This is a genomic window from Candidatus Nanogingivalaceae bacterium, from assembly GCA_015257795.3.
In the GTDB taxonomy this organism is placed as follows: Bacteria; Patescibacteriota; Saccharimonadia; order Saccharimonadales; family Saccharimonadaceae; genus Nanogingivalis.
On record CP072208.2, the window covers coordinates 154,209 to 170,819 of the forward strand.

20 protein-coding genes are annotated in these 16,611 nt (G+C 35.9%); 15 read left to right on the forward strand and 5 right to left on the reverse strand.

The window, feature by feature from the left end:
• Positions 1-27: 27 nt before the first annotated feature.
• Entirely contained in the window at positions 28-273 is a 246-nt protein-coding gene (locus HXK94_000840) for a hypothetical protein (GenBank protein QTI96433.1), read from the forward strand.
• A 45-nt stretch (positions 274-318) separates the two neighbouring features.
• On the opposite strand, the gene HXK94_000845 is transcribed toward HXK94_000840, so the two are convergent.
• On the reverse strand, positions 319-639 hold the full coding sequence (locus HXK94_000845) for a type B 50S ribosomal protein L31 (GenBank protein ID QTI96434.1): 321 nt from the start codon (positions 637-639) through the stop codon (positions 319-321).
• Positions 640-784: 145 nt separating this feature from the next.
• Between HXK94_000845 and HXK94_000850 the strand changes: the two genes are divergently transcribed.
• The 4 genes from HXK94_000850 to tsf all read left to right on the forward strand — a co-directional run bounded on the left by HXK94_000850 (position 785) and on the right by tsf (position 4,344).
• Positions 785-1,432: a hypothetical protein gene (locus HXK94_000850; protein ID QTI96435.1), complete on the forward strand. Its 648-nt coding sequence runs from the start codon at positions 785-787 to the stop codon at positions 1,430-1,432.
• A 99-nt stretch (positions 1,433-1,531) separates the two neighbouring features.
• Complete coding sequence (locus HXK94_000855) at positions 1,532-2,911, forward strand: hypothetical protein (GenBank protein QTI96436.1); 1,380 nt, start codon at positions 1,532-1,534, stop codon at positions 2,909-2,911.
• A gap of 120 nt (positions 2,912-3,031) precedes the next feature.
• On the forward strand, positions 3,032-3,724 hold the full coding sequence (gene rpsB, locus HXK94_000860) for a 30S ribosomal protein S2 (GenBank protein QTI96437.1): 693 nt from the start codon (positions 3,032-3,034) through the stop codon (positions 3,722-3,724).
• 23 nt (positions 3,725-3,747) lie between these two features.
• The gene (gene tsf / locus HXK94_000865; GenBank protein ID QTI96438.1) at positions 3,748-4,344 is read left to right on the forward strand and encodes a translation elongation factor Ts; all 597 of its coding nucleotides are present in this window, start codon (positions 3,748-3,750) and stop codon (positions 4,342-4,344) included.
• 60 nt (positions 4,345-4,404) lie between these two features.
• Here the strand turns inward: tsf and HXK94_000870 are convergent, their stop codons facing one another.
• From HXK94_000870 to HXK94_000880, 3 genes are all read right to left on the reverse strand, one after another.
• Positions 4,405-4,731 carry a hypothetical protein gene (locus HXK94_000870; protein QTI96439.1) on the reverse strand — a complete coding sequence of 109 codons (327 nt, stop codon included), beginning with the start codon at positions 4,729-4,731 and terminating at the stop codon, positions 4,405-4,407.
• Between the two features lie 112 nt (positions 4,732-4,843).
• Complete coding sequence (locus tag HXK94_000875; GenBank protein QTI96440.1) at positions 4,844-5,212, reverse strand: hypothetical protein; 369 nt, start codon at positions 5,210-5,212, stop codon at positions 4,844-4,846.
• Between the two features lie 122 nt (positions 5,213-5,334).
• Complete coding sequence (locus HXK94_000880; GenBank protein QTI96441.1) at positions 5,335-5,988, reverse strand: hypothetical protein; 654 nt, start codon at positions 5,986-5,988, stop codon at positions 5,335-5,337.
• 177 nt (positions 5,989-6,165) lie between these two features.
• On the opposite strand from HXK94_000880, the gene serS reads away from it, so the two are divergent.
• From serS to xseB, 10 genes are all read left to right on the forward strand, one after another.
• The gene (serS, locus tag HXK94_000885) at positions 6,166-7,428 is read left to right on the forward strand and encodes a serine--tRNA ligase (protein QTI96442.1); all 1,263 of its coding nucleotides are present in this window, start codon (positions 6,166-6,168) and stop codon (positions 7,426-7,428) included.
• A gap of 120 nt (positions 7,429-7,548) precedes the next feature.
• Positions 7,549-7,824, forward strand: a complete 276-nt coding sequence (locus HXK94_000890; GenBank protein ID QTI96443.1) for a hypothetical protein — start codon at positions 7,549-7,551, stop codon at positions 7,822-7,824.
• Between the two features lie 85 nt (positions 7,825-7,909).
• Positions 7,910-8,278, forward strand: coding sequence for a ribosome-associated translation inhibitor RaiA (raiA, locus tag HXK94_000895; protein ID QTI96444.1), 369 nt, complete (start codon positions 7,910-7,912; stop codon positions 8,276-8,278).
• A 167-nt stretch (positions 8,279-8,445) separates the two neighbouring features.
• Positions 8,446-9,699: a phosphodiester glycosidase family protein gene (locus tag HXK94_000900; protein QTI96445.1), complete on the forward strand. Its 1,254-nt coding sequence runs from the start codon at positions 8,446-8,448 to the stop codon at positions 9,697-9,699.
• A 149-nt stretch (positions 9,700-9,848) separates the two neighbouring features.
• Positions 9,849-10,325, forward strand: a complete 477-nt coding sequence (locus HXK94_000905; protein QTI96446.1) for a hypothetical protein — start codon at positions 9,849-9,851, stop codon at positions 10,323-10,325.
• On the forward strand, positions 10,288-10,767 hold the full coding sequence (locus HXK94_000910; protein QTI96447.1) for a hypothetical protein: 480 nt from the start codon (positions 10,288-10,290) through the stop codon (positions 10,765-10,767). Before HXK94_000905 ends, HXK94_000910 begins: the two co-directional genes overlap by 38 nt.
• Positions 10,768-10,861: 94 nt before the next feature.
• Positions 10,862-13,522: a preprotein translocase subunit SecA gene (locus HXK94_000915; protein QTI96448.1), complete on the forward strand. Its 2,661-nt coding sequence runs from the start codon at positions 10,862-10,864 to the stop codon at positions 13,520-13,522.
• On the forward strand, positions 13,523-14,812 hold the full coding sequence (locus tag HXK94_000920; GenBank protein ID QTI96449.1) for an insulinase family protein: 1,290 nt from the start codon (positions 13,523-13,525) through the stop codon (positions 14,810-14,812).
• 51 nt (positions 14,813-14,863) lie between these two features.
• Entirely contained in the window at positions 14,864-16,009 is a 1,146-nt protein-coding gene (xseA, locus tag HXK94_000925; protein ID QTI96450.1) for an exodeoxyribonuclease VII large subunit, read from the forward strand.
• Positions 15,993-16,187, forward strand: a complete 195-nt coding sequence (xseB, locus tag HXK94_000930) for an exodeoxyribonuclease VII small subunit (protein QTI96451.1) — start codon at positions 15,993-15,995, stop codon at positions 16,185-16,187. The genes xseA and xseB overlap by 17 nt, the downstream gene beginning before the upstream one ends.
• A gap of 45 nt (positions 16,188-16,232) precedes the next feature.
• On the opposite strand, the gene HXK94_000935 is transcribed toward xseB, so the two are convergent.
• Positions 16,233-16,583, reverse strand: coding sequence for a hypothetical protein (locus HXK94_000935; GenBank protein ID QTI96452.1), 351 nt, complete (start codon positions 16,581-16,583; stop codon positions 16,233-16,235).
• Positions 16,584-16,611: the final 28 nt, after the last annotated feature.

Here is a 16,611-nt window from a genome sequence, read left to right on the forward strand (position 1 = left end):
AGCATTTTTATTTTTAAAGGGATTATTATGAATGATATTAGCAAAAAAATAAAAGAGACTTATAGAATTGTTAATTTTCTTTTATCAAAAAATCTTGATGAAAAATTTTCAGATATTTTTGATTTAGCTGCAGAGCTTGAGCTTCCTGTCGGGGTTGGTCGGTTTGGAGATAATGAAAGCTGGCTAAAAAGTTACAATGAGTTAAATAAAATGATGATTGAAAATAGTTTGATTAAAGATTTCGAAAAATATCTGAAAGAAACTTCTAAATAATAAAAAATCTCGCAACCAAATGCGAGATTTTTATATTTAAACGAATTATCGTTCAGCTTTTTTAGCTTTTTCAGCAGCTTGTTTTTTAGCTTTGTTTGCCAAGGCTTCTTTACGAGCAGCAGCCATTTCTTGTGCTCGTTTGAATCGATCAACACGACCTTCGGTGTCGATGATTTTTTCTTCACCAGTGAAGAATGGGTGAGAAGCACTTGAGATGTGCATTTTTACAAGTGGGTATTCGTTGCCGTCTTCCCATTTGATAGTTTCTTTTGAATCTGCTGTTGAGCGAGTCAAGAAAGCAAATCCAGCCACCTCGTCGCTAAATACGACAGGGCGATAGTTGGTTGGATGTAAATTCTTTTTCATAACTTTCCTATTTTATCAGAAAAAAACAAAAAAGGCAAATATTTTTTAGCGTAAAGATTTAACTGAAGATTCGAATAGAAATGCTTGCAATTATTCTAAATATAATATATTATTGACTTGGAAATAGTAAAAAACAAGGAGTTTTATGAAAAATAAAGTAATTATTTCGGCTATAATTGCATTTTTTGCTGTCGCTGGAATAGCTATATTGCCCAACGGTATGAACGCTCATGCTTTATCCCCGGAAGAGGAAGAGCGCATATATCTGGTAACTATTGATAAGCAAATAGCGATAGTTACTGCGAATGCAAAAAAGGCTAGTTCTTATGAAGAAGCGAAGACGATGATGAGCGAATATAAGACCAATCTTGCTGAGTATTTGGCAGAACTTACTGATGCCAGTAAAAATGCGGTAATGGATCGCATTAAACTAGCGGAAAAAGAGATAGCTGATCATTTTGGTGTTGTTACTCCTGAAGTTCCTGAAACTCCTGTTACACCTGAAAACGACAATGAAAATTCTGGTAAAGAAGAGGCTGCTGAAGAAAACAAGCCTAATACTAACGTTCCGCAAAATAGCCCTGAAAAACCGTCAAATGAAAAACCGGCCAACGCGCCAGCTAAACCAGAAAATAAACCTCAATTAGCGGCCCCAGAAATCGCTAAAGAAAATAAAGATTCTTTAAAAGCTCCAAATACTGGTGAAAAAAATAACAATTTTGAACTTATAACAATTAGCTTTGTCGCTATGTTGCTAACAGCTCTTTCAGTGGTTGTTCTAAAAAAGTTTTAGTTAATTTCTAAAATATATCAAAAACTACTTTCGTTTTGGAGGTAGTTTTTTTGTTGTTTAATGCTTGATTGAAAACTAAAGAGGGTTTATAATGTGCTTATGAATAAAGAATCCCTAAATAAAAATTTGAATCAAAATCAAAATGTAAAAACCGGCTGGGAAGATGTTGCTGATTATTTGCCAAAAAATTTAGAAAATTCTCAAGATAACGAAAAAAGGGAAAGATCTTTCGAAAAAATTGGCGAATACACCGTTAAAAATGTCGAAAAAAACCCAGATGGCAGTTATAACTTTTTAGGAATAAACCCAGAAGAGGAAAAATCTAATGCACTTAAGAAAATAGCCGCACAACAACTTTTCGAGAATTATCTTTGGGCTTATCACGAAGGCAGAAGCTCTAGTAAGCTTGAAAAAAGAAGGGAATTTCTTAAAAATAATATCGATCAAGTTTTAAAAGGTGATATTTTAGATAAGATAGATTTTTCTAAATCTGGAAACGAGGTTTTGGTTCAAGAATATAACATTGACGGCTTGAATTTTAAGTTTTTTAATGCTATGTATGAGGGCATGGGTGCAATTGTTAAAGATGAAGATGGTGTCATGAAAACCCGAGCTTTTAGGGAATCTGGAAGTGATCACCAATTTAAAAGTGCTCCGGGTATGGAAGAGTTTAGGTGGATAAAAGGTAATGAGTGGGATCCAAATAAGCACTATGTTCAATCTGGTAAGCTTGACCCAAGAGTTTATGAGATTCTTAGCGATCTATCAGGAAAGAAGACTCCACGCGGTAGTCTTCAAATAGCCGCTTCGTCGTTAGTAACATTTGTTAGAAATTTAAAAGAACAGCCATCTGAAGACTCGGAAAAATTTGAATTTTCAGAAAAACAGCATGAGTTTAAAGATGAAGAATGGAATAGAATTCGGCAACATCTGACAAAAGATTTTAAAGATTTCATGGAAATAAAACAATACGGCCGAACTCGTGATTCATCTAAAATGCTTTCAGAAGAAGAATATGCTAAAAAATTTGATTACTATTTTGTTAAATCTGAGAAAAAATTTTCAGCTTTAGAGAGATCGGGAATGGTCCCAGATTTCAATCGAAAACCGGATGCTAGATATTTTAAAGATAATGGAAATATCCGAATCGAGGAATTCATTGCAAGCAGTGAAAAGGGTGATAATATTTGTTGGTCAATGGCAACCGATCGCCAAAACCGTGTTTATATTGATGATATCTTTACGCCAGACGTTCCGGTGGATAGTTATGGAACGCCGAGCGAAAAAACTAATATGGGTATGTTAATATACAAACCAGAAGATTACGCATCGCAGAACCGTGGTCTACCTGATAAATATGTTAAGGAACGCAAAGCCGATGGAAATGCTTATGAAGATATTTCAGATATGCTCAAAGCAATGCCACCAGTTCAAAAATATATGCAAGCTCTTAGGGAAAGGCGAAAGCGTAATTCTTGATTTTTTTAATGGCGTATGCTAAACTAAGAAGGTATATAAATTAATGAAACAATTTTTGGGAGAATTCCTTTCGAATGTAATTTCGAAAATAACCCCAAAAATGAAGACAAAGGAGTTAAAATGTCTGTAAAAGTTGATATCAAGCAATTGCTTGAAGCTGGCGTTCATTTTGGTCACAAAACTTCACGCTGGCACCCAAAAATGGCGCCATACATTCACAGCAAGCGTCAAGATAGCCACATTATCGATCTAACTAAAACTGTTGAAGGTCTTGAAAAAGCTCTTCCAGCTATCACAAAAGCAGTTGAAGGTGGTCGAAAAGTTCTTTTTGTTGGAACTAAAAAACAAGTTAAAGAAGCCGTTCGTGAAGCTGCAGAAAGTGTAAATCAACCATACGTTGTTGAACGATGGGTTGGCGGAATGCTTACAAACTCAGCAACAATTAACCAACAAATCAAGAAACTAAAAACTCTTGAAAAACGAATGGAAAGTGGTGAACTTGCAAAACGCTATTCAAAACTTGAAGTTCAACGATATGCTGAAGAAATCGAATCTTTGAACACAAAATACGGTGGAATCAAAGATCTAATGGGTCGCCCAGGAATTTTGTTTGTAACTGACGCTATTGCTGATGCAAACGCAATTCGAGAAGCTAAAACTTTGAATATTCCAGTTGTTGCGATTGTTGACACAAACGTTAACCCAGAAGGAATCGATTATGTAATTCCAGCCAATGACGACGCTATTAAAGGTGTTAAATTGCTTTTGGATTACGCTATTGAAGCTATTAAAGAAGCTAAAGCTGATAAATAATTTCTAAATTCGAAAGGATAAACATGGCTGTTTCTATTGAAGAAATTAAGAAACTTAAAGAATTAACAGGTCTTGGTTTAACTGACGCTAAAAAAGCTCTTGTTGAAGCTGATGGCGATTTTGATAAAGCTCTTGAAGCTCTTCGCAAAAAAGGTCTAACAAAGGCTGAGAAAAAGGGTGATCGTGAAGCTCGTGAAGGTTTGGTTGAAGCTTATGTTCACGGTGGTCGAATTGGTGTTATTGTTGAAGTTAACTGTGAAACCGACTTTGTTGCGCGAACAGAAGATTTCAAGAATTTTGCACACCAAGTTGCAATGCAAATTGCTGCTATGGCTCCAATTTATGCTAGCGAAGCTGATATTCCTGAAGAAGAAATCGCTCGCGTAAAAGCTGAAGCTGAAGAGCGCGTTGCTAAAGAAAACAAGCCAGCCGATATCGCTGCTAAAATTGTTGAAGGTCAAGTAAAGAAATACTTTGCTGAAAAAGTTCTTCTTTCACAAGCTTACATCATGGATGACAGCAAAACAGTTGAACAATTCTTAAAAGAAACTGTTGCGAAACTCGGTGAAAATATTGTTGTTCGCCAATTCTCACGAATCGAACTTGGTGTTAACGAATAAATTTTGCTAAAAATAAAATCCCGCTAATCTTGGCGGGTTTTTATTATTTTCGAAAGAGAATTAAGCTAAACTTTTTTCGACAAAAGCAATAATTCGCACGTCGCGAGATTCTAAATCACTTTCTTCGTTAATTTCATCAATTCCAAAAAGCTCTTCAGCACCTTCACCAAATTTAGCGTGTAGATTTTTAATCCAATTGCCGTTTGCGAGTTTTTTCAAACTAACATTTTCGCTAAAACTAACACCGCGAAAGAAATTTTTTTCTTCGGGAAGGGTAATTTTAAGTTCTGCGTCTTTCGAGATTCCTTTTTCAATTTTCAATTTGAAATTTTTCTTAAAAATCGGGTCAAAATAATTAAGTATCTTTTTTGTAGTTTTTTGTTTCATTTGATTCCTTTTTTGATTTTTGCTTTAAAACATAACTATAATAACATAAAAAATAAAAAAAGTCAATAGAAAACCCTGCCAAAAAATGACAGGGTGTGTTGACCGCGAGCTTCTAGGAACGATATAATGTATGATTTTTTGGTAAAAATTTTCGAATATTACCATGAAGCCAAATCCGTGCAAATCCTTCATTTTCTTTTATTAGAAAATCAATTCTTTGAATAGATTTAAATAACGGACTCATACTTATGACATTATTGATATCGTAGACATATTCTTTTTTGAAAGTCTCACTAAGTGGAACTTCAACAATACAACTTCTTCCAATAGAGCATAGGTTAACAAGTCTTCTAACTTCAGCATCAGGAAGGCTTTTAAAAGCCTCGCGAACGACTTTTGATAGCTCATTGTGATAAGCTACAGATGAGATATCGCGGGCGTTTTGAATACGTTCACCGCTTGTTAAGGTTCTTTTAGACATAAGCAATGCCTCCTTTTCTAAAGTGCTTCCCAGGATAGGGATAGTGTAATTTATAATATAATTTTACTTCCTTAACAGTAAAAAGTCAAGTAAAAACCCCGAGCTTAATCGGGGCTTTAAGGTTAAAAATCCAGCCTATTTATTTGAGCGTATAAATTATAACCTTGTTTACGAATTTCGCTATTAGCGTGCGGTCTTCGAAAACCAACGATATTTTTAAATATTTTAGGGTATCGTTTTAAATGTCTCTGTAAAGGGATTAATTTAGTGCGCTTAGGTAAAATGATTGGAATTTCAATTATTCCGTTAACATAAATTTGCTCACGGAGCTTTTTATATTCATCTTTCGAAAGCTTTTTAATATGTTTTTTAACCTCCTCTAAGGCTATCTTAGAATAGTGTAGAGCACTTTCGGTAGGTCTGTCTAGTTTTAGGACACTTTTTGGTGCTATTAGAAAGACGATCTGATCTACACCATCTTTTTCGGCTTCATATTCTTCATAAATGTGAAACTTACTATTAACATTCCTGCGAACTTCGGTGAATTTACCATTTCCGTAGCCTTTTTCAAGTGCTATGGCTTTTGGGATACTAATTTTTGTGGAATATTTCCTCCAAAAATCAGAATGTCCTTCTGGAACAGTTTGTCGTTCAATTGATTGACCTAGATTTTTACAGATATATTCGACAATTTCAGCTAAAATTAGCATATACTCTTCTTGTAGTTTTTCTAGTTCGGCTGTTCGAGCTAAGGGTTTGCTAACAGAATTTGTCATAGAAAATTCCTCCTGGATTTTTACTGGAATTTTACTTTCGAAAAGTAGTTAAGATTCTATTCATGAAAGTAAAAAAGTTTTAAAGAACGAAATACTTTTATATTATACAATTTTATGTTAATAAAGTCAAATTAAAAAGGGGTTAAAATTTCAGAAGAACTGTGGTAAAATTAGTTTATGTTAGATATTAGATTTATCCGTGAAAATGCCGAGCGTGTGCAGAAGGACGCACTGAATAAAGGTTATAAAAATGCCGATATTCAAGCTGTAATTGCGCTTGATGACGAAAGAAAAACTCTTACAGCTCAGATTGATGAACTTCGCACACGACGCAACCAAATCGCTTCTTCAATGAAAAATTCTGGCGGAAGACCAAGCGATGAACAAATTGCTGAAGGTAAAAAAATTAAAGAAGAGCTTGCTGAAATCGAAAAGAAATACCGTGAACTTAATGAAAAACTTTCAACAGCTTTGAACGGAATTCCAAATATTCTTCAAGACGATGTGCCAATCGGTAAAGAAGGTGAAGATGATCTAGTTAAAACTTGGGGCGAAGAACTTTTCGAAAGCCGTAAGGGTGCGCAAGATCATCTTGATTTCGCAAATAAAAAGAACTGGGTTGATTTCGAACGTGGATCAAAAGTTGCTGGAACAAAATTCTATTTCTTAAAGGGTGATTTAGCGCTTCTTGAGAATGCGATTTATCAGTTTGCACTCAATAAATTAATTTCAAAGGGCTTTAATTTCATGACCGTTCCACACATGGTGAACGGTGAAGTTGCTACCGGAACTGGTTTTGCTCCACGATCGAGCGATCAAAGTGATGAATATTTTATTGAAGGTGAAGATTTAAGCCTAATTGCTACAGCTGAAATGTCACTAACTGGTTATCACGCTGGTGAAATCTTAAACGAAAAAGATTTACCAATTTTCTATGCTGGATATTCACCGTGTTATCGAAAAGAAGCGGGAACTTACGGTAAACATACGCGTGGGCTTTTCCGTGTTCATCAGTTTAACAAGCTTGAAATGTATGCATATACTCTACCTGAACAAAGTGTTGAAACGCACCAGAAGATTTTAGCGGTTGAGGAAGAAATCTATCAAGACCTTGGCATTCCTTATCGTGTGATTAATATTGCGAGTGGCGACCTGGGCGCACCAGCTTCAAAGAAATACGATATTGAATATTGGAGTCCAGTTGATGGAGCTTATCGCGAAATTACAAGCTGTTCAAACTGTACAGATTATCAGGCGCGAAACTTGAATATTCGTGTGCGTCGTGAAAATGGTGATTTGCAGGTTGTTCACACTTTGAATGGTACTGCGGTATCGCTTGCTCGCTGTCTTGTTGCAGCTATCGAAAACTTCCAAGATGGTGACGATCTTGTTATTCCAGAAGTACTTCGACCATATATGAATAATCGCGAACGAATCTAAAAAGATAAAATAAGCACTAAATATAGCGTTTTGTAAATTTTACAACACTAAATATAGTGCTTTTTTATTTTGCTTATGCTATAATATTAAATATAGCCAGAGTAGAAAGAGGTGATTTATATGGCTAAAGTAGTTTACGTATACACTAAGCCTAATTGTGTTCAGTGTAGAATGGTTAAGAGATATCTAGATAATAAAAAGATTCCTTTTATAGAAATCAATATTGAAAACGATGAAGATGTAATTAACTTCTTAAAAGGGCAAGGTATTTCATCTGCGCCTGCAATTTTTTATGGTGAAACAGATAAGAACAACGGTCTTCTCTTAGAAAACGCCACAAATTTTACAGGCAATAACCAAAATGAGTTGAAAAAACTCGTTGAATTTTTTGAATAACTCGTGTAGGACGGGTTATTTTTCTTGACAAAATGAAATGTTTATGCTAATATGGAGCTGTAAACTAACAAAAAAGGATTATACAATGATTTCACGAATTGAAATTACAGGAAACAAATACGAAGTTGATGAAACTACACAAAAATATGCAGAAAAACACATCGGTAAGTTAGATAAATATCTACCACGCCATGCTAAAAAATCAGCATCAGCGCGTGTTGTAATCTCGCAAATTAACGGTGCTCACGACAATAAATATGAAGTTGAAGCAATTGTTGATGTGCCAGATAAGACTCTAGTTGCAAAAGATCAAAGTTCAAACGTTTTAGCTGCAATTGACATTGTTGAAGCTAAACTAGATGGTCAAATTCGTCGCTATAAAACAGAAAAAAATCCACGTCTTGGTAAATCTGGCATTATGGCAAGATTTAAACGCTCACTAAAACGCGGCTAAACTTTTGGTAAAAACAAGGTTATGAAAGCCTTGTTTTTTATTTGATTTTAAAAAAGTGCTTGAAAAGTATGAATATACATGATAGAATGTAAGCATAAGTGTTTTAAAATAAATTTCAAAAGGGAGAAAATAAAGTGAAAATAAAAAATATACTTAGTTATTTTTTTATGGTTTTTGGCGCATATTCAATTATAGCGCTCGGTTTTAGTAGTAGTGCTTTTGCTGCCGAAGTATCGAATTTTACGAAAGTGCTTGAAGATAAAGGCCTTTTAACTATCACTTCAACAGAAACTATAGATAAAGAGATTTCTGTTGTAAGAGGAAAGATAGATAACTTAAATTTTACTACAATCTCCTGGAATAAAAACGGTTCTTATAAGCTGCAAAAAGGTATAACACAAGCGCAGATTAATCAAAATTACACTGCACCTTGGAATAAAGACAATATCTTAAATGAGGCTAAAATCCACAATACGCCAGTAATTTTTACAGGTGGTTTTTGGCAACTTGAAAATGCTGATAATGGTTGGTCACAACGAGAGCTTGGGCTAGGAAAAAATGGAATTATATACTCGGATGGTAAAGGTGATGTCGAAGTTACTAACTTGAGTAACTCGGAAGTTTCGAAAATCTTTCAAAAGATGGGTGATAAAGGTTGGAATATTGGCGCATTTTCACCAATCGTAAAAAATGGAGTTCTCGATTCAACTTTTGGTCAAAGTAGTGTGTGGCACGGTGATCCAAATGAAAAAAATGCTAGAACAATTTTTATGGAATTCAACAATGGTTTGCAAGCAGTTTTTGTGGTTGATGGCCACACCTCAACAAAGACAGGTTTAAACCATAACGAAATAATGAACTTGATTAATCAAACGGGTGTTTCAAATATTAAAAATGCCTTCATGCTTGATGGTGGTGGAACAACTCGTGCATACACTAAATCTGATAACGGAACTGAAACTGTAATGGGCTCATTTGTAGATAATCGTTTCGCCAGTCAATTCTTATATCTTTCAAAAAATGATGTTAAGCCAGAATTCTCAATTAGCAGGGATAATAACAAGGTTGCTAAAAATGAATCACGAACAGCTACATATGCCGACTGGAAAGCAGCGTATGATAAGGGTTTGAAATTCATACCTGGAACTCAATACCCAACGGGTGCACCAGAAAAAGCAGAATTGGTCAGTGATCCAAATAGCTCACAAGGAGCTTCCATAAATCGACAAGATGTGGCCAAAAACGAGGCGGGCGAATCCGCTAAAGGACAGGCGATTAAAGCGCCGAATACAGGAAACAAAACAACTGCCGTGAACTATCAAGTGATATTTTTAACAATAGCTAGTGTTGTAGTTGTTAGCTTGGCGGGTTTTGTAACCCTAAAAAGGTTTAAAAACTGCAAAGTTAGAATTCAAAAATAATTACCAGATAGGTAATATAAAATAAAACGAGACTTATAACAGGGTCTCGTTTTTAAATGTGCGAAAGTTTAAAATATTTTGCTTTTTTATAAAAATATGATATAATCGGTTTAATGTTGTTATAAAGATTCGAGAGAGGGGTGATCATAATGAATCAACAGCAAGAAACTTTAAATAAGGAGATTGAAATTCCAGGGATATTGATCGCGTCAATTTCTCGTTCGATTGGTAAATATTTAACAAACTATAAAATCTATTTTTATATGCAAGAGGAAGGTTTTCTTGTACCAGAAATTGGTGTTACAGTTATTTTTGATCGCAGGATGCCTTATCCTATAGTAGGTGCTATTATAGATACTATTAGGAAGGAAAATATGAGGGGTATATCGGTTGAAGATTGCCTTGAGGACTATCAACGATTTATAACTCAAGACTCCACTGAATGGGCGGATAAGCTTGTTGATATAGAGTTTTTAGCCACGTTAGTGGATGATGATGACTCATGGATGATGGATGAGGAGATGTCCCTAGTTGCGCTTCAAGACTTAGCTCAATATATAATGGATGTTATTCCGCTATTTTGTTTCTATGTTAATAGAGGAGGTGATTTTAGCTATGAATGGTGAAGTCACTATTGCTGAACTTTTCGCAAAGTTTGGGCGTAGGTTCGCAATGATTATCGAACCAGATCACGATCAAGTTTATGTTGTTACATTTTATGAAATCGTCTTTAATGGTTATGAAAAATATATTAAAAGAAGAACTGTTGAATATTATCAACAAAACTATGATTTAATACTTCCGGGTTTTGCCGATGAATACGATATAATTGATGCGGTAGATTTAGATCCTCACGTTGAGAATATGCTATTTCATCCGCTTTCGATTTTGAATAGAAGGGCTAGTAAAAAAGCTTTACGAACAGCCGAAAATCTTCGAAAATTATCCTCGGCGCTGTTTAAATATGAACAAGCTAGAGAAAATAACTTCGAAGAGTTTATTGAAAAAGGAGAAGAAATGCGAAAAGGAATTATCAATCTAATTGTGAAAACGTGCGAAAACGTTTAAACTAATCAAAAAGTCTCGTAAAGGGGCTTTTTTTAATATTAAAATTATGGTAAAATTATAGATAGATTTTATACTGTTTTTAATGGAGAGGGAAATGTCTAGAAAAACTGCGAAGAAGAAAAATGTAATGGTGGAAGACAATAAAGTTGATAAAATTTTAACAACCGTTTTTGGTGATCCACAAAAGAAAATTTTGCGTCGATTGCAACGCAAAGTTGATGAAATTAATAAATTAAGCGAAAAATACGAAAAAATGAGCGATGAAAAGCTCAAAAAGACTTTCGAAAAACTCAAGAAGAGCCTTTCGAAAAAGAGCTTGGATGATATTTTACCAGATGTATTTGCGCTTGTCCGTGAAGCTTCAAACCGTGTTCTTGGAATGCGCCACTTTGACGTTCAGTTAATTGGTGGAATGGTTCTTCATGAAGGAAAAGTTGCCGAAATGAAAACAGGTGAAGGTAAAACTTTGGTGGCAACTTTGCCGGTTTCTTTGAATGCGATGGAAGGAAAAGGTGTGCACGTTGTGACCGTGAACGATTATCTTGCACAGCGTGACGCTTCTTGGATGGGAAAGTTGTATGACTTTCTTGGTCTTTCGGTTGGTGTGATTATTAATGACGCCAGTTTTATCTTTGATCCAGAATATGATAACGAAGAGCATGAAGATGAGAACATGCGAAAACTTCGTCCAGCAACTCGAAAAGAGGCTTACGCTGCGGATATTACTTATGGAACAAATAACGAATTTGGTTTCGATTATTTGCGCGACAACATGGTGAATGAAGTTGAGCTTTTGCGTCAGCGCGAGCTTAATTTTGCAATTGTCGACGAGGTTGACTCAATTTTGATCGATGAAGCTCGAACACCTTTGATTATTTCTGCTCCAGCTGCTGAAAATCCAGAAAGTTATATTCAATTTGCCAAGGTTGTTTCACAGCTTTCAAAAGAAGATTACGAAGTTGATGAAAAGCGCCGAAGCGTAGCTTTAACTGAATCTGGAATCGATAAGATTGAAAAACTTCTTAATATGAAAAATCTTTATACGCCAGAACATTCGCGTGCGGTTTATCACGTTGAGCAAGCTTTGCGCGCCGAAACTCTTTTCAAACGTGATAAAGATTACGTTGTGACAAATGATGGTGAGGTGATTATTGTTGACGAACACACTGGTCGCTTGATGAACGGACGTCGCTATAACGAAGGTCTACACCAGGCAATTGAGGCAAAAGAAAAAGTTCCAGTTTTGCAAGAATCAATGACTTTGGCAACAATTTCGTTCCAGAATTTCTTCCGTCTTTATAATAAACTTTCAGGAATGACCGGAACCGCTTTCACTGAGGCTGAAGAGTTTCAACAAATTTATTCTTTGGAGGTTGTGCAAATTCCTTCAAACAAACCAGTCATTCGCGACGACAAAGAAGATTTGATTTTTAAAACTGAAAAAGCAAAACTTAAAGCTGTTGCTGAAGCAATTAAAAAATATCACGCAGAAGGACGTCCAGTTTTGGTTGGTTCAGGCTCAATTGAAAAGAATGAGCAAATTGCAAAATATCTCGACCAAGAAGGAATTAAATACAATCTTCTGAACGCTAAAAACAACGAACATGAGGCTGCAATCGTGGCACGTGCCGGAGAAAAAGGTGCAATTACTCTTGCAACAAATATTGCTGGTCGTGGAACCGACATTAAGCTTGGTAAAGGTGTTAAGGAACTTGGTGGATTGGTTGTGATTGGTTCAGAGCGTCATGAATCTCGCCGAATTGACAACCAGTTCCGCGGTCGTGGTGGTCGTCAGGGAGATCCAGGCGAAACCCAATTCTACGTTTCAACTGAAGACGATTTGATGCGAATTTTCCAGGGTGAAAGAATTGCAGCATTGATGGATCGGCTTGGTGTGCCAGAAGATACGCCAATTCAACATAAAGCTGTTTCGAAAACACTTGAAAATGCGCAAAAACGCGTTGAAGGATTCAACTTTGATACGCGTAAAAATGTTGTTCAATATGATAATGTGATCAACCGTCACCGAAAAGTTGTTTACGCGATGCGCCGAAAAATTCTTGAAGGTGAAGATATTACAGCCGAAATTAAAGAGCTATTTATTTCGAAAGCAGCAGAACTCGCTGAACTACCTTCAAAAAATAACGAAAAATTCGTTTCAGACTTTGTTGAAATCTTCCCAGTTGATGAAGAGAAAATTGAGGCTCTTGGCCGAATTTCTAACGACAAAAAGCGAATTAAATTAGCTAAACAAATTGCTGAAGAGCTTTACCAAGATAAAGAAAATGAACTAGGTAAAGAGGTGTTCCAAAAAGTTGAACGCGAAGTTTATATGCAAATTCTTGATACTCTTTGGATGAATCACCTTGAAAATATGAATTTCTTGCGTGAAGGAATTCACTGGCGAAGTGTTGGGCAACGCGATCCATTGGTTGAATACCGTGCAGAATCACAAAAATTGTTCGATGGTCTTCAGAACACTTTGCGCGATGAAACGATTCGAATTCTAACTCGAGTTACACCAAATGATGCAGTAGCGCACCAAGATGAAGGTCACGATACTGAACTTACGCGACTTGCTGAGAATTCAGTTGAAAAAGGTGTTAACGAGATTCAATCTGGCGATAAAAACCGCGATGAAGATTTTTCGAAAGCTAAAAAAGCCGCTTCAAAAAATAACGAAAACGCAAAAAAGAATAATGCGCGAAAAGCTAAAAAAGCTCAACGCCAGAACAAAAAGAAGGGTCGCAAATAGATGCGCCACACCGTTGAAGAAGTACGCCTGAAAAATGGCGTACGCGGTCTTCTTGTGAATGTTCCAGATGCGACGGTGATGAGTTTTCAGTTTCAGTTTCGAGCAGGTTCTCGATTTACTAAAAGTCCAGAAATTTATGAAACTGCGCACATTATGGAGCATATGGCTTTTGGTGCAAATGCAAGGTTTGCCAGTGAACATGAATTTGAGGCCGAATTTACTAAAAATGGCGCTTATCACAACGCTTCAACATCTGATATGAGTATGAATTATGTTGCGGATTGTGCCGATTTTGAGTGGGACCGAATTTTTGAATTACAACTTCTTTCAATTAGTCAACCAAGATTTAACGAGTTTGAATTTAAAGCAGAAAAGGGTAATGTTCGAAACGAATTGACCGGCTATTTGAACAATAACGCACGTCTTCTTTGGCCAAAAATTCAGCAAGAATTTGGTGAAAAAGTTCTAACTTATGAAGAGCGTTTAAAAACTATCGATAACATCACACTTGATGATATTCGTGAACATCATAAACGAACGCACACTACTGATAATTTACGGTTTGTTATTGCTGGAAAAATCACACCAACTCGTAGAAGTAAAATTCTCGAAGGTTTCGAAAATCTTCAACTTGAAAGAGGCGAGCGTTTCGAAATTATCACCGACCCAACTAAAAAACCACAAGCGCCGATTTTTATTCATCGACCAGATTTGAAGAACATTAGTTTTGGGATTTCACTATTGTTGCCACGCAAGCTAACTACGTCTGAGATGGATGCAATGCATGCGTTAAACCACATTTTAACTGGAACAATGCACGCGCGTATTCTTGGGCAAGCTCGTAAGCGAGGATTAACTTATGGCGTTTATTCTGGCGCTTCTCGTGGACCAAAAGATTCTTCTTGGGATTTTGAGGGCCAAACAAACTATAGCACAGCAAAAGAGCTTTTTGAGCTAATTGTATTGGAGCTTAAAAAGGTTTTGAATGAAGAAATCACCGAAAAAGAGCTTGAAGCTATGAAGAGCTATTCACTTGGTTCGTTCCAGATGGGTGGCCAAACCGTTGCTTCAACGGCAGGATTTTATGCCTCAAGATATTTTTGGGATGGATATGTTCGTGATTATAAAGCTCAGCCAAAGTTTATTAAGCAAATTTCGCGTGAACAAATTTTTAAAGTAGCGAAAGAATTTATAGATGCGAACACTTGGATTTTAGGTGCAGTTTCTGGTGGTGAAGAGTCGCAAATTCAAGAATTGAATCAAGAATTTTCTAAATTATTCGAAAAATAATCGCTTCACGGCGGTTATTTTATTTTAAAAGGTTATGTTATAATAAAGAATATGGATTTTGACGAATTTGAAGAGTTGTTAAATTCTGAGATAAAAAAACCTCAACCGCATGAGGTAATTTATAGTGTTTCAGATTTTATTGCAACTAGTAATGATATTTTCGAAAAGAGTTTTCCGAGTGTTTTAATTGAAGGTGAAATTTCAAGTTTTAAGGTGAATCAAAATAAGTTCGTTTTCTTCGATTTAAAAGATGAAGAATCGGTTCTTGGTTGCTTTATGACGGTTTGGCAATTACGTTTTCCACTCGAAGACGGCATGAAGGTTATTGCTCAGGTTAAGCCCAAATTAACAAACTGGGGAAAATTTAGTTTAACAGTTGAAAAAATTACGCCAAAAGGTGAGGGAAGTCTTAAAAAGTCTCTCGAAATCTTAAAAGAAAAATTAACGCGAGAAGGTTTGTTTGATGAAAATCGAAAGCGTAGAATTCCGCAAGATTTACAGAAAGTTGCGGTAATTTCGAGTACGCAAGCGGCCGGCTATGCGGATTTTATTAAAATTATCAATGAGCGTTGGGGTGGGTTAAAGATTATTGTGGCACACACTCAGGTTCAAGGTATGGCGGCTAGCGATCAAATTATTCGTGCGATAGATTTTTTAAATAGTCAAAGTGAGCTGCCTGATGTGATTGCGATTATTCGTGGTGGCGGTAGTGCAGATGATTTAGCGGTTTTTAATGATGAAAAACTGGTTCGTGCGGTTGCAAATTCTCGCGTACCGATTATTACTGGAATTGGCCACGAAATCGATCAAAGCCTTTGTGATTTAGCTGCAGATTTTGCTGCCTCAACACCAAGCAATGTGGCACAAATTTTAACACCAAACAAATTTGACGAAATGCGTTTTTTGCGTTCAAAAATTTTACGCACAAATGATTTGTTGCTTTCGAAAATAGCTGAACTTAAAAAGGTTAATAGAGAGAAAAATCAGGAAATTCGCAATAGAATTTTACAGAATATTCTTGACCAGAAAAGAGAGATTCAGGCTAAAAAACGAATTTTAGAAAGCTATAATCCGCAAAATATTTTGGCGAAAGGCTACGCACTGATTAGTGGGGAAATTGCAACTGGTAAAGAGATTACGATTAAAACAATAGATAAAACAATAACGGCGGAGGTGAAAAATGTCAATCAAAATTAGTCAAAAAATAAAAGAAATCGACGAGATTCTAGCTGATATTGAAAGTGGAGCGATTCCTCTTGAAGAAACTGTCGAAAAATATAAAGAGGCGATTTCGAAAGCTGAGGCGCTTGAGAGTGAGTTGAATTCGCTCGAAAATGAAATTGAAGTTTTGAGTAAAAATTTTGCACAAGAATAGTTTATAAAAAGAGAAAACCCCGCACAAATTGCGGGGTTGGTGAACTTACCAAATAATCATTTCGTTCAACTCCTCGTCTAAAGATACATCCACTTCGCGGAAGTACCATTCTTTATAGTCGTCGCTCTGAGGGTTTTTATCTTCACAATAAAGTGAAATCGATAATTTGACCCCAGCCTTTTCGCATTCTTGTTTGAACACGATTAGATGGGATAACTTGTCTTTATCTTTATGTGCAAAAAGAAGAATTCCATCCTTCTTATGCTTTTTGATAAATTTTTTGAAAATCTTCCTAATAGTATTCTCTTTTTGAGGATTGAACTTCAGGACGCATTCTTTCGGCTCTGGAAGAACAACATTTAATGCGTTGGTAAGTTTTACTGGTTTTGGTGCCATTTGAGCACCTCCTTTATAAATTTTCTTA

What these genes read in the sequence shown, in the direction of transcription:
- HXK94_000845 (QTI96434.1), bottom strand. Translation starts at nt 639, where the DNA reads ATGAAAAAGAATTTACATCCAACCAACTATCGCCCTGTCGTATTTAGC.
- HXK94_000935 (QTI96452.1), bottom strand. Translation starts at nt 16,583, where the DNA reads ATGGCACCAAAACCAGTAAAACTTACCAACGCATTAAATGTTGTTCTT.
- HXK94_000905 (QTI96446.1), top strand. Translation starts at nt 9,849, where the DNA reads ATGAATCAACAGCAAGAAACTTTAAATAAGGAGATTGAAATTCCAGGG.
- HXK94_000920 (QTI96449.1), top strand. Translation starts at nt 13,523, where the DNA reads ATGCGCCACACCGTTGAAGAAGTACGCCTGAAAAATGGCGTACGCGGT.
- serS (QTI96442.1), top strand. Translation starts at nt 6,166, where the DNA reads ATGTTAGATATTAGATTTATCCGTGAAAATGCCGAGCGTGTGCAGAAG.
- HXK94_000875 (QTI96440.1), bottom strand. Translation starts at nt 5,212, where the DNA reads ATGTCTAAAAGAACCTTAACAAGCGGTGAACGTATTCAAAACGCCCGC.
- HXK94_000850 (QTI96435.1), top strand. Translation starts at nt 785, where the DNA reads ATGAAAAATAAAGTAATTATTTCGGCTATAATTGCATTTTTTGCTGTC.
- HXK94_000910 (QTI96447.1), top strand. Translation starts at nt 10,288, where the DNA reads ATGTTAATAGAGGAGGTGATTTTAGCTATGAATGGTGAAGTCACTATT.
- HXK94_000900 (QTI96445.1), top strand. Translation starts at nt 8,446, where the DNA reads ATGGTTTTTGGCGCATATTCAATTATAGCGCTCGGTTTTAGTAGTAGT.
- HXK94_000855 (QTI96436.1), top strand. Translation starts at nt 1,532, where the DNA reads ATGAATAAAGAATCCCTAAATAAAAATTTGAATCAAAATCAAAATGTA.
- tsf (QTI96438.1), top strand. Translation starts at nt 3,748, where the DNA reads ATGGCTGTTTCTATTGAAGAAATTAAGAAACTTAAAGAATTAACAGGT.
- HXK94_000915 (QTI96448.1), top strand. Translation starts at nt 10,862, where the DNA reads ATGTCTAGAAAAACTGCGAAGAAGAAAAATGTAATGGTGGAAGACAAT.
- rpsB (QTI96437.1), top strand. Translation starts at nt 3,032, where the DNA reads ATGTCTGTAAAAGTTGATATCAAGCAATTGCTTGAAGCTGGCGTTCAT.
- HXK94_000870 (QTI96439.1), bottom strand. Translation starts at nt 4,731, where the DNA reads ATGAAACAAAAAACTACAAAAAAGATACTTAATTATTTTGACCCGATT.
- HXK94_000880 (QTI96441.1), bottom strand. Translation starts at nt 5,988, where the DNA reads ATGACAAATTCTGTTAGCAAACCCTTAGCTCGAACAGCCGAACTAGAA.
- xseB (QTI96451.1), top strand. Translation starts at nt 15,993, where the DNA reads ATGTCAATCAAAATTAGTCAAAAAATAAAAGAAATCGACGAGATTCTA.
- HXK94_000840 (QTI96433.1), top strand. Translation starts at nt 28, where the DNA reads ATGAATGATATTAGCAAAAAAATAAAAGAGACTTATAGAATTGTTAAT.
- HXK94_000890 (QTI96443.1), top strand. Translation starts at nt 7,549, where the DNA reads ATGGCTAAAGTAGTTTACGTATACACTAAGCCTAATTGTGTTCAGTGT.
- raiA (QTI96444.1), top strand. Translation starts at nt 7,910, where the DNA reads ATGATTTCACGAATTGAAATTACAGGAAACAAATACGAAGTTGATGAA.
- xseA (QTI96450.1), top strand. Translation starts at nt 14,864, where the DNA reads ATGGATTTTGACGAATTTGAAGAGTTGTTAAATTCTGAGATAAAAAAA.